We start from the raw sequence: 13453 nt of genomic DNA, 5'->3' as shown, positions 1-13453 counted from the left end.
GAAAGGTAAGAGTAGTCTGATGATATATGAGCAGTTCGGAGAACTGAAGTTTAAATATCGTAATCGAGAGTTCTGGCGCCGTGGCTACTATGTCGATACGGTGGGTAAGAATAAGGCAAAGATAGCCGAATATATCAGGCATCAACTGACCGAGGATAGACTTGGAGAACAGTTAAGTATCCCGTACGCCGGAAGCCCGTTTACGGGCCGCCGGTAACAGAAACGCAGAGGTCAGGCCGTGCATGCGCCTGTTAGGGCGCGGCTGGTAAGAGAGCCTTACAGGCGCACAAGAGGAACCACCGGCTATGCCGGTGGGCCCCCTTATGCGGAAATTCGGTTGACGGGCAGGCTGAGGAGGGCAGAAGTGCGGAAGCTTTTCCCCAAAAAAGGCGGATTTGCCTGCGATGAGGGAGCCGCCGCACAGAAGGCGGAGGGGAAGGAAAGCTCGCCGGATGCGTTTCTGGAGGCGGCGCGCAATAATCCTGCGCGGGCGCAGAAAAGGGGAAATTCCTATCTGGAAACGGCGTGGAGAGGTGGAGAGCCTGCACGTCCGGTCCCTTCGGCAGGGATTCCGCTCAGAGCCTGAGTTTACGGAGCCGCCTTCAGCGTTTTTCCGGCAGGCGGGCGGAGGATACCGCGAGTCTGTCCTTTTCCGTGATGGGGCGAAGGGGCCTGCAGGGGTTGCCTGCGGCCACCACGCCGGGAGGCATGTCCCGCGTGATCACGCTCCCTGCGCCGATTACGCTGCCGCTGCCGACGGTTACGCCGGGCAGCACGGCGACATGGCCGCCGAACCATACATCGTTGCCTACGGTGATGGGCTTTGCGTATTCAAGGCCGGAGGCTCGCTCCATCGCATCCAGAGGGTGGCAGGCCGTGTAGAAGCCGCATTGAGGGCCGATGAAGCAGTTGTCGCCGAAGCGCACGGGCGCGCAGTCGAGAATGGTGAGACGATAGTTGGCGAAGAAGTTTTCCCCGATTTCGATGTTGAAGCCGTAATCGCAGAAAAAGCCCGGCTCGATGAGGAATCTTTCCCCGGTTCTTCCAAGAATGCGGGCAAGGCGTTTTTTCCGCTCCTCAAGCTGCGAAGGCAGGAGCCTGTCGCAGAGGGCGCAGGCATCCACACAGGCCCTGTGCAGGCGGATAAGTTCCTCATCGAGTACGCTGTAGGCCATGCCCGAGATCATTTTTTCCTTTTCCGTCATGATTTCTCCATGAAGAGTCTTTCCGGGGCGGATTTCATCTTGTGCGGCAGGCGTGAAAAAGCATTTTCCGCCGGTGGCGCAGCCCCTTCCTTTTTCGTTCCTGGTGCGCGTACCGCAGAGAAAAAGGCGCGTTGCCGTGTGCTCGCGTTCCCGGCGCGCGGCAACACGCTCGGAAGCAGGGTGCAAAGAAGGCCGGAGCCTGCGCCCCGGCCTTCATGTTCTCTGGCCTTTCGGGAATACCTGTACGACTAGTTCTTCTTGCTGGCTACCAGTTCTTCAGCGATGCTGGCGGGCACTCTTTCGTAGTGGTCGAACTGCATGCTGAAGGTGGCGCGGCCCTGCGTGCGGGAACGCAGGTCGGTGGCGTAGCCGAACATTTCAGACAGCGGCACATGGCAGCTGATGACCTGGGCGCCGGCGCGGGCTTCCATGGCCTGCACCTTGCCGCGGCGGCCGTTGAGGTCGCCCATGACGTCGCCGAGGTAATCTTCGGGAGTCACCACTTCCACGCTCATGATGGGTTCCAGAAGCACGGGCGTGGCCTTGCGCATGGCATCCTTGATAGCCATGGAACCGGCCACATAGAAGGCCTGTTCGGAGGAGTCCACTTCGTGGTAGGAGCCGAACACGAGGTTGACCTTCACGTCTACGGCAGGGTAGCCGGCAAGCACGCCGCTCTTCAGGGCGTCCTGGATACCCTTGTCGATGGCGGGGATGTATTCCTTGGGAATCACGCCGCCCGTGATGGAGTTGATGAACTCGTAGCCGTTGCCCGGATTGGGCTCGATCTCGATGACGGCATGGCCGTACTGACCGCGGCCACCGGACTGCTTGGCGTACTTGGTGTCGGATTTGGAGGGTTTGGTGATGGTTTCACGGTACGCCACCTGGGGCTTGCCCACGTTGGCGTTCACGTTGAATTCACGGGTCAGGCGGTCGACGATGATATCGAGGTGCAGTTCGCCCATACCGGCGATCAGGGTCTGTCCGGTTTCCTCATCGCCCGTCACGCGGAAGGAGGGGTCTTCCTTGGAGAGCTTGTTGAGGGCGGCGGAAAGAGCGTCGCGGTCGGCCTTGGTCTTGGGCTCAATGGCCACCTGGATCACGGGATCCGGGATATCCAGGGATTCCAGAACCACAGGGGCGTCATCGCGGCAGAGGGTATCGCCGGTGGAGACGTTCTTGAGGCCCACGAGGGCGACGATATCGCCGGCGCCGGCCCACTTGATTTCTTCACGCTTGTTGGCGTGCATGCGCACGATACGGCCGATGCGTTCCATCTTGCCGGAGGTGGAGTTCAGCACGGACATGCCGGGTTCCACAAAGCCGGAGTACACGCGGAAGAAGGAGAGGTGGCCGATGTAGGGGTCGGCCGCCAGCTTGAACACGAGGCCGGCAAGGGGAGCCTTGTCGCTCGCGGGGCAGAGCACTTCGGCGCCGGTGTCGGGATTGGAGCCCTTCATTTCCTCAATATCGAGGGGAGAGGGCAGATATTCCACAATGGCGTCGAGCAGAAGCTGCACGCCCACATTGCGGAAGGCGGTGCCGCACAGCACGGGCACGATGGACTGGGCGATGGTGGCCTTGCGGATGCAGTAATGGAGGTCTTCCTCGGAAAGGGTGCCTTCTTCAAGGTACTTTTCCATCATGGCCTCATCCTGCTCGGCCACGGCTTCCATCATTTCCAGGCGCTTTTCCTCATACAGGTCCATAAGGTCGGCGGGGATTTCTTCTTCCCAGAAGTTGGAACCCTTGCTTTCCTTGTCGAACATGATGGCCTTGCCCTTGATGAGGTCCACCACGCCGCGGAATTCGTCTTCGTGGCCGATGGGCAGCTGCAGCATGACGGGGTTGGCCTTCAGGCGGTCGTGGATGGTCTGCACGGAGTGGAAGAAGTCCGCGCCGATTCTGTCCATCTTGTTGATGAAGCAGATGCGGGGCACGTTGTAGCGGTTGGCCTGACGCCACACGGTTTCGGACTGGGGTTCCACACCGTTCACGCCGTCGAACACGGCCACGGCGCCGTCGAGCACGCGCAGGGAACGTTCCACTTCGATGGTGAAGTCCACGTGGCCGGGGGTGTCGATGATGTTGATGGTGCGGCCCTTCCACTGGCAGTGGGTGGCGGCGGAGGTGATGGTGATGCCGCGTTCCTTTTCCTGCTCCATCCAGTCCATGGTGGACTCGCCTTCGTGCGTTTCACCGATCTTGTGGTTCACGCCGGTGTAGAAAAGGATGCGTTCGGTGGTCGTCGTCTTGCCGGCGTCAATATGGGCCATGATGCCGATATTGCGCAGATCCTTGATTTCAAAGGTACGGTTGGACATGGCGGCCTACCAGCGGAAATGGGCGAAGGCCTTGTTGGCTTCGGCCATGCGATGGGTGTCTTCCTTCTTCTTCACGGAACCGCCGCGGTTGTTGAAGGCATCGATGAGTTCCGCGGAGAGCTTGGCGATCATGCCCTTTTCACCGCGGGCGCGGGAATAGGTGATGAGCCAGCGCAGAGCCAGAGAAATCTGGCGTTCGGGACGCACTTCGACGGGCACCTGATAGTTGGCGCCGCCCACGCGACGGGACTTGACTTCCACATGGGGCTTCACGTTTTCCACGGCCTTTTCAAAGGCATGCAGCGCTTCTTCGCCGGTCTTTTCGCCGAGGATTTCCAGGGAGCGGTAGAAGATGGTTTCCGCCGGGCCCTTCTTGCCGTCGTACATGAGACGGTTCACGAAGCGGGCCACGAGGCGGCTGTTGTAGATCGGATCAGGCAAAATTTCCCTTTTTGCAATGGGACCTTTGCGGGGCATGGTGATTCCTCCGTAAGAAAGTTGGAATGGCCTTCAGAACCACTGGAAGACCATAAAAATGGAGCGGAAGCTCTAGGATCAGTTCTTGGGACGCTTGGCGCCGTACTTGGAACGACGCTGACGGCGATCCTGCACGCCGGAGGTGTCCAAGGTACCACGGACGATGTGGTAACGGACACCGGGAAGGTCCCTCACACGGCCGCCGCGGATCATCACGACGGAGTGTTCCTGAAGGTTGTGGCCTTCGCCGGGGATGTAAGCCGAAACTTCGATGCCGTTGGTCAGGCGCACACGGGCGACCTTACGCAGAGCGGAGTTAGGCTTCTTGGGGGTGGTGGTGTACACGCGGGTGCACACGCCGCGGCGCTGGGGGCATTCCTGCAGGGCCGGGGTCTTCTTTCTCTTCACCACCTTCTTCCGTTCGATACGGATAAGCTGCTGAATAGTAGGCATGTGTTCCTCCAAAATAAAAACACAAAGTTAGGCCAAAGAACGATATCAAATATCTTTGAACGTACGTTTTGTCAAGGAATTTTTCCACGAAGACGGGACGACGGTAGAGCACGCTCAAAAAGCATAAGAAAAACAATATTAAAGACTTGCCGTGTTTTGAACGTGCCGCATGACGCTCGGACCTTTTCCCCGGGGGGCGTCTGTTATGTCCTGCCTGCACGCTTGGCGAAAGATGCGCGGGCATGCAAGGCAAAGAGAGGGTTCCCTTCCTTTTTCCCGGAGGGCGGGTGCAGGCAGAGGCGTGTTTCGGAGGAAGCCGTTGACAGGGCGAGTCACGGCGTTTACCCAAGAAGAGAAACAGATTCAGGAGCAGGCATGGACATTTCTTCCTCCTTTCACGATCCGGCGCTCTGTCGCGCCCTGCTTGCCCGGCTTTCCCGCGAGCTGGAGGCTCTGGGCAGGCCGGTGCGCTTTATGGAAGTGTGCGGCACGCATACTGTTTCCCTTTTTCAGAGCGGGCTGCGTTCTCTTCTGCCCGAACATCTTGAGCATCTTTCCGGGCCGGGCTGTCCTGTGTGCGTCACCCATGATGCCGAGGTGGCGGCCTTCATCCGCGCGGCGGAAAAACCGGGCGTCATCGTGGCCACCTTCGGCGACCTTCTGCGCGTGCCCGGGCCGGACGGGCGTTCCCTCAAGAACGCCATGGCGGAAGGGGCGCGCGTGCAGGTGGTCTATTCTCCCCTGGATGCGGTGAAGCTTGCTGCGGAGCATCCTTCGGATACCGTGGTTTTCCCATCCGTGGGCTTTGAGACCACGGCCCCGGTCATGGCCGGGGCGCTCATGGCCGCGCGCGGGGCGGGCCTTTCCAATTTCTGCATCGTGCCCTGCAACAAGCTCGTGCCCCCGGCCATGCGCGCGCTTCTGGACGGGGAAGGGGGGAACCGCATCGACGCCTTTCTTCTGCCCGGCCATGTGGCCGTGGTGCTGGGGCTTGCGCCTTTTTCCTTCCTTGCGCGGGAGTACGGAAAACCCGCCGTGGTGGGCGGTTTTGAGCCGGCGGACATACTTTCCGCCCTCTGCCTCATGGTGGGCATGCTGAGGGAGGGAAAGCCGGAGGTGGGCAATACCTACACGCGCGCCGTCAAGCCGGAGGGGAGCCCCCATGCCCGGCATATCATGGAGGCGGTGTTTTCCGTGGCCGACGCACGCTGGAGGGGGCTCGGGCTTATCCCGCAAAGCGGGCTTGCCCTGCGCGGGGAGTGGCAGGATTTCGACGCGCTGGAGCGGCTCGGCCTGGAGCTTGAGGACACGGGGCATATCCCCGGCTGCCGCTGCGGCGATATCCTGCGCGGCGCGTTTTCGCCCGATAAGTGCCCGCTTTTCGGCAGTGTCTGCACGCCGCAGAATCCTACCGGCCCCTGCATGGTCTCCACCGAGGGAAGCTGCGCGGCATGGTACCGGTACAAGGGCGCGTAGAGCCGTTGCGCGGCAAGGCCGCCGGCGTGCATGTTGCGCCCGGCGGAAGGCCTGTGCGGGCTTCGCCTCTCCCGCAGGGAAAAAAGCTGTCCCGCAGCCGGAAGAGAGAGCGGAACTGCGTTTTTCAGGGCGATTTTTCCTTGACAGAAGTCCCCTGTTTTGTTAGAAGATAAACCCATGAATACGAAGAACGCCATATCCTTTTTCTGCCAGTGGTGGTGGCCCTGCTAAAAGGGCCGGGTTCTGGAGTATTCACCACATTACCTATCGAACCGCGGTCGGAGCAACGGCCGCGGTTTTTTTTTAGGCAGAATCGGAAGGCCGTGCTCCCCTCAAATAAGAAGGAGCAAGCCATGAGCGTTTCCGAATCCAGCAAGACCTGTGCCCAGGCGTTTGAAACCGGTTTCTTCGGCCCCTACGGCGGCCAGTATGTGCCAGAACCTCTGAAGAAGGTGCTGGACGAGGTCAACGAAGCCTTCATTAAATACAGGGACGACCCCGAGTTCAAGGCCGAGCTCGCCGATCTTTTCGCCCATTACTGCGGGCGTCCTTCCCCGGTGTTCCACTGCCGCAACCTGAGCCGTGAGCTCGGCGGTGCGCAGATTTATCTGAAGCGCGAGGATCTGAACCACCTCGGCGCGCATAAGATCAACAATACTCTGGGCCAGGTGCTTCTGGCCAAACGCATGGGCAAGACGCGCCTTGTGGCGGAGACCGGCGCGGGCCAGCACGGCGTGGCCACGGCGGCCACGGCCGCGCTCTTCGGCATGGAATGTATCGTGTACATGGGCGAGGAAGACATGCGCCGCCAGGCCCTCAACGTGTTCCGCATGCGCATGATGGGCGCGGAAGTCCGCCCGGCCATGAGCGGGCAGCGTACCCTCAAGGAGGCTGTGGACGAGGCCTTGGAATGTTTCGTGAAGGACCCCGACATGTTCTATGTGCTCGGCTCCGCCGTGGGGCCGCATCCTTACCCTGTCATGGTTCGTCATTTCCAGTCCGTCATAGGAAAGGAATCGCGCGCTCAGTGCCTTGAGCAGATAGGCCGCCTGCCCGATTATGCCGTGGCCTGCGTGGGCGGCGGTTCCAACGCCATAGGCATGTTCGCGGGCTTCCTCGACGATGAGGGCGTGAAGCTTGTGGGCGTGGAACCCGGCGGCAGGGGCCCGGGCTACGGGGAACATGCCGCCAGCCTGTGCAAGGGCAAGCCCGGCATCCTGCACGGCTTCAACGGTTATCTTCTTCAGGATGAGAACGGCGGCGTCGCCCCGGTGTATTCCATTTCCGCCGGTCTCGACTACCCCGGCGTGGGCCCGGAACACAGCCAGCTTAAAGATTCCGGCCGCGCCGAATACGTCACCGTGACGGACGAGGAGGCCGTGGACGCCTTCCTCACGCTGTCCAGAAAGGAAGGCATCATCCCCGCGCTGGAATCCTCCCATGCCCTGGCCCACGCCATGCGCATCGCGCCTGCGCTTGATAAGGACAAAATCATCCTGGTCTGCCTTTCCGGCCGCGGCGACAAGGACGTGACGCAGATTGCCGACCTGCTGAAGGGCAGGGTGTAGTTCTTCCCAAAAAAGAAAACGAAAGGGGCGGCTCCGCAGGGTTCCGCCCCTTTTCACAGGGCTTTTGTCCGAAACAGCGTACGGACGGAAGGGGACGCTCAGCGTGTCGCGGCATCGCCCCGGGAGAAGGCGGGCAGCGGCGCAAGCGAGGATTCATTCCTTCCGCCGCCCCCAGGAAGCGCAGCTTTTGAAAGGGCCTTCAAAAGCTGCGCTTCATCAATAACTACCGGTAGTTGTTTTCCTTATTGTAGGGATGCTCCCGCAGATACTCCAGCCTGTCGTACAGTGCGCAGCCCAGATTCCACGGACGCTGGTTCAGAGTTTCGCCTTTGGCGCGCGCTTCCATAGCGGCCTTGACTTTGTCGGGCGTCGCGGGGAGCGTATGCATGCGCACATGCACGGCATGGGCAATGGCGTTCAGGATTGCGGCGTGTCCGGCGCTCTGGAAGCCTTCGGAACAGCCCGTGCCGCCGAGGGGGCCTTCCGGGCGCGGCGTTTCATGGAAGATGATCTGTATGTCGTCGGGAATATTGTTGCAGCGCGGCACACCCGCACCCAGCATGGTGGCATGTTTTTTCACGTCGTCGTAGTTTTCGCTGAGCGCAAAGCCCAGGGAATGGGCGAAGCCGCCCCAAGCCTGTCCCAGCGCGCCGTGCAGGCTTCCCACCCTGCCCATGTCGGCGGCAATGGTCACCTTGGTCACCTGAACTTTCCCCGTGGCGACCTCCACTTCCACTTCTGCCAGGAAAAGCATGTAGTTCTGGGCAACAGCGCCGTATCCGTGGCCTGTGTCGGGGTCGATGTTGGCGGAAATTTTTTCAAATTTTCCGAGATACCGGGTCGGAATACCCTCGTCTTTCATTTCCTGCCAGGTACGGTAGGTCCCGTCGGGTTTGCGCATGGCGTTGAGGAGCTGTTCGGCGGCGTCCTGCGTGGCCTTTCCGCCCACATGGAAGGAACGGCTGCCCCCGGAAGGCCCCATGTCGGGAGCAAGCGCGGTATCGCCGGAAACGAAATGGAGCTGCTCCGCAGTAAGCCCTAGGGGCCGCAGGGCTTCATGAAGGTGGACCAGGGAAGCCAGATCCGCGCCCTGACCGATATCCATCCAGCAGTTGAACATGGTGACGGTGTTGTCGGCATTGAGTTCAAGGATGATTTCGGAGTGTTCCGGCGAGGGTTTGCCGACATGATATCCGCCCCAGGCGAGCCCGACGCCGTGTTTCTTCTCCTCCGTGTCGGCGCTGCGCGCCCTTTCCAGCGCGGCGTCGTAGTAGGGCTTCATGATATCCATCATGGCCTGCATGGGGTATTCCCGATAGGGGACGGACGTGGTGCACAGATCCCCTTCATGCGCGATGTTCCTGTAGCGGATTTCAAACGGATCCATGCCGATTTTTTCCGCGAGCATGTCGACGAGCTGTTCGCTTGTCATATAGGTCTGCGGGGAGCCGAAGCCCCGGTACTGAACGCCGAAGGCGTTGTTGGTGTAGGCGAGCTGCACCAGGCCGCGTATGTTGTCGATGGAGTAGGGGTAGCCGAAGAAGCGAGCGATTTTGGAAGCAAGCGCCCCGGCGCTTTCATCGTACGCGCCGTGGTCCACGCCGACATGGTATTCCATGGCGAGGAACTTCCCTTCCCTGTCGCAGGCCAGTCGGGCGTTGGCATAGGAGGGAGAGCGTTTTCCCGTAAAGCTCTGGTGTTCTTCATAGCTCATGACCAGAGAAACGGGAGCTTCGAGGGCAAGGGCGCATACGGCGGCAAGGGCGAGGGCCCCGGGCGACATGGAGTAGCCGAAGCTGCCGCCCACGGGATTCTGGATGATGTGGATTTTTTCCTGGGGGACGCCTATGGCGTCTGCCATGAAGTAGATGGCGCTGTGCGGCCACTGGGCCTTGTACTGAACGGCGATGCCGCCGTCCCCCTCGGGGTAGGCCTGAACACATTCCGGTTCAAGAACCAGATGGGGTTCCCGGCTGGTGCTGAAACTGGCGGACACGGAGAAGGGGGCTTCGTCGATGATTTTTCCGGCGTCCTCGCCCTTGTACATGGGTTGTTCCATGAACAGGTTGGGAATGCCGACGTCGGCGACATGCTCATGAATGGGTCTGGCCGTGGGGGTGACGGCCTCTTCGTACGTCATGTACGCGGGCAGGGGTTCGTAGTCCACATGTACTTTTGCCGCGGCTTGGCGGGCTTCGGCGCGCGAGCGGGCGGCAACGACGGCGACTATGTCGCCATACCTGTAGACTTTGTCGTCACATATGACGGGGCGTCCCTTGGCGTCGGAGTAGTGCCTCACGGGGCCGAAGGGCGCGTCCAGCCTGTTGGTGCCCTTCACGTCCCCGGCGGTGATCACCCGCACGACGCCGGGCATGTCCAGTGCTTCTTCCGTATGGATGCCTTTGATAAGGGCGTGATGGGTCTTTGCCTGGACGACGGCAAGATGGTATGTCCCGGACGGCATTTTCTGCGCAATGTCAGCCCCGTATTCGCATTGCCCCAGCACTCTGGCAAGGGCGCCCGGCTTGGGAACAGCCGACCCGAAGAGAGAGCCGTCGGCCGGGGGCGTGAAGGTAATGTCCTGCATGGTCTTTTCACCGCGCAGTACGGCTGCGGCCGCCATGACGGCGTCGATGATGGGCTTGTAGCCCGTACAGCGGCAGATATTGTTGTGGGCTGTGAACCAGTCGCGTACCTGCTGCCGGGAAGGAGAGGGGTTCGTGTCCAGGAGGCCCTTGGCGGACATGATGAAGCCCGGAGAGCAGAACCCGCACTGAACGCCCGCATAAGTCATGAAAGCCTGCTGCAACGGATGGAGATGATCCCGGCTGCCCAGGCCTTCAATGGTTTCCACTTTGGAGAAGTCAGGGATGTTTTTCATTTTTTTCGTGCAGGAGCGTACGACCTTGCCGTCGAGAATCAGCGTACAGGCGCCGCACTGGCCGGTTCCGCAGCCTACCTTGGTCCCGGTAAGGCCTAGCCGTCGGACGACTTCCGCCAAGGAATCCTTTTCCGGGTCGCAGATTCCTTCGCGTTGTACGCCGTTTATGATCAGGATAAAGCGCCTCATTCTGAAACTCCTTGGAACAAAAAAGGGAAGGGAAAGGGGGGATGAATGGGGAAGGCGTGCCGGCAGGGGGACGGCCGCTTCTCATGCGCAGGGGAAAAACTGCGCGGAAGCCGGAAGCTGACGCCCGGATACGGTTTTTCCGGTTTTCAGGCACAGGTGGAAATTGTGCCTGAGCGAGGGAGGACATTCAGGGGCAGCCGGCGGCGATGAGGGAAGGGGTGCCGTTCTTCCGGGGAGCCGAAAGTTTTCACGGCGCGTGCAAGAACGGCACCTTGCTCGAACTATTTATTTTTTTTCAAGCTCCACGCGGATCTGCTCGACAAGTTCCTTCTGTTCGGGGTTGAGCAGGTCGTACACGGGCTTGGTGCGTTCGATCCAGCGGGCTTTTTCCTTGTCGTCAAGCTGGGTGATGACGATGTTGTACTTTTCACGCAGCTCCTTGTAGGTTTCTTCCGTGGCCGTTTCATAGCGTTTCTTCAGGTCGGCATAGAAGGCGTCCGAGGCGGCGTCGAAGACGGCCTTGTCTTCATCGGAAAGCTTGTCGTACCACTTCTGGTTGCCGAAGAAGGCGAAGGCGACGACGCTGTAGTCGGCCAGAAGGACGTGCTTGACGACGTCGCAGAAGCGGTAGCTGATGAGGCCGGTGACGTCCGTGTCGGAACCGTCTACCACATGCTGCTGGATAGCCGGCACCATTTCAGAGGGAGGAAGAGGGCTCGGGGTCATGCCGAGGGAGGAGATGATACCCATGTGGATTTTGTTTGCCGTGGAGCGGAATTTCTTTCCCTTCAGGTCTTCCAGAGTGCGCCAGTATTCGATGGTGGCCATGGGGCGGTAGCTGCTGGGAATGATGCTGTATATTTTGATTCCCTTTTTCTCCAGGATGTTCAGAATATGCGTCCTGCCGAATTCACTGTTGATCACCCTGTCCATGTCTTCCTTGGTCAGGAACAGGTACGGGCAGTCCGTGATGCCGAGGCGGGAATCGAACTGCGACAGGTTTGAGGTCGTCTCAAAGCCGAAATGGATGGTACCGAACTGTATGCCCTGCACGACGGTGTCGCACGCGCCGAGGGAGTTGCTGTAATACAGGTCGACCTTGTATTTCCCCTTGCTTTTTTCTTCAACGACCTTTTTGAAGGTGGAGAGGGCCTGGCCGGGATGGTCCGTGATGTTGTTCTGGCACGATACTTTTATGGAAATAGGCTCGGCACAGGCGATGTTTGCGGGGACGGCGACGCAAAGACCCAGCAAGACGGCTAGGGAGACGAGGTTACGCATACGCACTCCTTGAAATGGTTAAAAGTTTTTTGAAATGTGTTCTGCAGACAGCATGCTCATACAAGCAGCAGGGTTATCTGCGGAATGAACATGATGAGTATTACGACGACCAGCATTGCGACAATAAAGGGGAGCACAGCTTTGGAGAGCTGCATGATGCTGAGCCCTGAAATGCCGCAGGCCACGAACAGGTTGGTTCCTACCGGGGGAGTCAGGAAACCTATGCACAGTGCGACAGTCATGAAGATGCCGAAATGGATGGTGTCCACGCCGTAGCTCTGCACCAGAGGGACGAGAAGCGGAGTCATGATGAGGATGCAAGCGGAGCAGTCCAGGATGGTCCCGAGGATGAGCAGCAGGATGAGCATCAAAATCATGAAGATATACGGATCTGCGGTCAGCGCGTGGACGGCGACGATGAGCATTTTATCCACGTTGTGGTAACCGAGAAACACGCCGAGAGCGGTTGCCCCGACAATGACGAGGAAAATGGAAGCCAGGGTGCGCATGGAGGATGCCAGACATTCGCGGAAGAGCTTCAGCGTCATGCTGCGGGTGATGAAGACTTCGACAACGAGCGCATAGATGACGGCAATGCATCCGGCCTCAGTGGGAGTGGTGATTCCTCCGTAGATGCAGCCCAGGACGATGACGGGGACAAGTATGGCGTAGCGGGCCTGATATACGGCCTTCAGCCTTTCTTTCGCGCTCTGTTTGGGATGCTGTATCCCGTAGTTGTGCCTACGGATAATGATGGCGGCGGTCAGCATGAAGCTGATAGCTACGAGAATGCCGGGGATGATGCCGGCAATGAACAGGCCGGTGATGGAGACGCCGCCGGTAGCGCCGTACAGAATAAGCGGGACGGATGGAGGAATGAGCACGCCCAGGCCGCCGGAGGAAGCATTGACGGCCGTGGAGAATTCATTGGGATACCCTTCCTTGACCATGGCGGGGATCATGATGCCGCCCACGGCCGCGACGGTCGCCGCGGCGGAGCCGCACAGGGCGCCGTAGAACAGGGCGGTCAGAATGGAAATATGGACCAGGCCGCCGCGCAGGTGCCCTACCAGGCTGCTGCACATGCCCAGCAGGGAGTTGGCCAGCGTGCCCCGCTGCATGATATCGCCCGCCAGAAGGAAGAACGGAATCGCCATGAGGGGAAAGGAGTCGAACGTATTATAAAGTTTCTGCGTGAAGAATACTATGGGCGTTCCATCTATGATAACACCGGCAAGCGTGCTTATGCACAGGGCTACGCCTATCGGTGACCCTATGGCCAGTAGAGTGACAAGTATGATAAATAAAACAATAATAGACATATTTTACTCCTTTGCGGTCAGTTTTTTAAAGTGGTTGTAAAATGATTCTATCGCTGCAATGGCACAGAGAATGCAGAATAGAAACATGATGAACCATGTAATATATATAGGATAGGGAAAGGCGAATGCGGTCTGTTCAAGCTCGCGCACGCGGAGCGTCATATCCCATGTGAGATAGACCAGTAAGGAGAAGAAAAAGACATTTATGAGTTCACAGAGTGTCAATAAGAATTCTCTTGTCTTGCCTTTCATAAAATAGATAAGAATATCAATG

11 protein-coding genes are annotated in these 13453 nt (G+C 59.3%); 3 read left to right on the top strand and 8 right to left on the bottom strand.

Features of this window, described 5'->3' with window-relative positions; genetic code table 11:
* The coding region (locus tag K8W16_RS03565) for a transposase (RefSeq protein WP_304121214.1) at positions 1-217 on the top strand (217 nt) is incomplete at its 5' end.
* Positions 218-602: 385 nt separating this feature from the next.
* Here the strand turns inward: K8W16_RS03565 and K8W16_RS03560 are convergent.
* The 4 genes from K8W16_RS03560 to rpsL all read right to left on the bottom strand — a co-directional run bounded on the left by K8W16_RS03560 (position 603) and on the right by rpsL (position 4462).
* Positions 603-1205, bottom strand: coding sequence for a sugar O-acetyltransferase (locus tag K8W16_RS03560; protein WP_304121213.1), 603 nt, complete (start codon positions 1203-1205; stop codon positions 603-605).
* Positions 1206-1453: 248 nt separating this feature from the next.
* Positions 1454-3532: an elongation factor G gene (fusA, locus tag K8W16_RS03555; protein ID WP_304121211.1), complete on the bottom strand. Its 2079-nt coding sequence runs from the start codon at positions 3530-3532 to the stop codon at positions 1454-1456.
* 6 nt (positions 3533-3538) lie between these two features.
* Positions 3539-4009, bottom strand: a complete 471-nt coding sequence (gene rpsG / locus K8W16_RS03550) for a 30S ribosomal protein S7 (RefSeq protein WP_077073593.1) — start codon at positions 4007-4009, stop codon at positions 3539-3541.
* A gap of 78 nt (positions 4010-4087) precedes the next feature.
* Entirely contained in the window at positions 4088-4462 is a 375-nt protein-coding gene (gene rpsL / locus K8W16_RS03545) for a 30S ribosomal protein S12 (RefSeq protein WP_304121210.1), read from the bottom strand.
* 375 nt (positions 4463-4837) lie between these two features.
* Between rpsL and hypD the strand changes: the two genes are divergently transcribed.
* Positions 4838-5938 (top strand): hydrogenase formation protein HypD, encoded by a 1101-nt coding sequence (gene hypD, locus K8W16_RS03540; protein WP_304121209.1) that lies wholly within the window; start codon positions 4838-4840, stop codon positions 5936-5938.
* A 353-nt stretch (positions 5939-6291) separates the two neighbouring features.
* Positions 6292-7506 carry a tryptophan synthase subunit beta gene (gene trpB / locus K8W16_RS03535; protein WP_304121208.1) on the top strand — a complete coding sequence of 405 codons (1215 nt, stop codon included), beginning with the start codon at positions 6292-6294 and terminating at the stop codon, positions 7504-7506.
* 223 nt (positions 7507-7729) lie between these two features.
* Here trpB and K8W16_RS03530 read toward each other — a convergent pair whose 3' ends face one another.
* From K8W16_RS03530 to K8W16_RS03515, 4 genes are all read right to left on the bottom strand, one after another.
* On the bottom strand, positions 7730-10576 hold the full coding sequence (locus K8W16_RS03530) for a molybdopterin cofactor-binding domain-containing protein (RefSeq protein WP_304121207.1): 2847 nt from the start codon (positions 10574-10576) through the stop codon (positions 7730-7732).
* Positions 10577-10861: 285 nt separating this feature from the next.
* Positions 10862-11857 (bottom strand): TRAP transporter substrate-binding protein, encoded by a 996-nt coding sequence (locus K8W16_RS03525; RefSeq protein ID WP_304121206.1) that lies wholly within the window; start codon positions 11855-11857, stop codon positions 10862-10864.
* Positions 11858-11913: 56 nt separating this feature from the next.
* Positions 11914-13179 (bottom strand): TRAP transporter large permease, encoded by a 1266-nt coding sequence (locus K8W16_RS03520; protein ID WP_304121204.1) that lies wholly within the window; start codon positions 13177-13179, stop codon positions 11914-11916.
* Between the two features lie 3 nt (positions 13180-13182).
* The coding region (locus K8W16_RS03515) for a TRAP transporter small permease (protein ID WP_304121202.1) at positions 13183-13453 on the bottom strand (271 nt) is incomplete at its 5' end.

The organism is Mailhella massiliensis (assembly GCF_020741395.1).
GTDB classification, from domain to species: domain Bacteria; phylum Desulfobacterota; class Desulfovibrionia; order Desulfovibrionales; family Desulfovibrionaceae; genus Mailhella; species Mailhella massiliensis_A.
The sequence above is the reverse complement of the archived record's forward strand: the minus strand, read 5'-3'. Positions and strand labels throughout refer to the sequence as shown.

Bases quoted from the DNA above. Each gene is read 5' to 3' on its own strand.
- K8W16_RS03560 (WP_304121213.1), bottom strand. From the start codon at position 1,205: ATGACGGAAAAGGAAAAAATGATCTCGGGCATGGCCTACAGCGTACTC.
- fusA (WP_304121211.1), bottom strand. From the start codon at position 3,532: ATGTCCAACCGTACCTTTGAAATCAAGGATCTGCGCAATATCGGCATC.
- rpsG (WP_077073593.1), bottom strand. From the start codon at position 4,009: ATGCCCCGCAAAGGTCCCATTGCAAAAAGGGAAATTTTGCCTGATCCG.
- rpsL (WP_304121210.1), bottom strand. From the start codon at position 4,462: ATGCCTACTATTCAGCAGCTTATCCGTATCGAACGGAAGAAGGTGGTG.
- hypD (WP_304121209.1), top strand. From the start codon at position 4,838: ATGGACATTTCTTCCTCCTTTCACGATCCGGCGCTCTGTCGCGCCCTG.
- trpB (WP_304121208.1), top strand. From the start codon at position 6,292: ATGAGCGTTTCCGAATCCAGCAAGACCTGTGCCCAGGCGTTTGAAACC.
- K8W16_RS03530 (WP_304121207.1), bottom strand. From the start codon at position 10,576: ATGAGGCGCTTTATCCTGATCATAAACGGCGTACAACGCGAAGGAATC.
- K8W16_RS03525 (WP_304121206.1), bottom strand. From the start codon at position 11,857: ATGCGTAACCTCGTCTCCCTAGCCGTCTTGCTGGGTCTTTGCGTCGCC.
- K8W16_RS03520 (WP_304121204.1), bottom strand. From the start codon at position 13,179: ATGTCTATTATTGTTTTATTTATCATACTTGTCACTCTACTGGCCATA.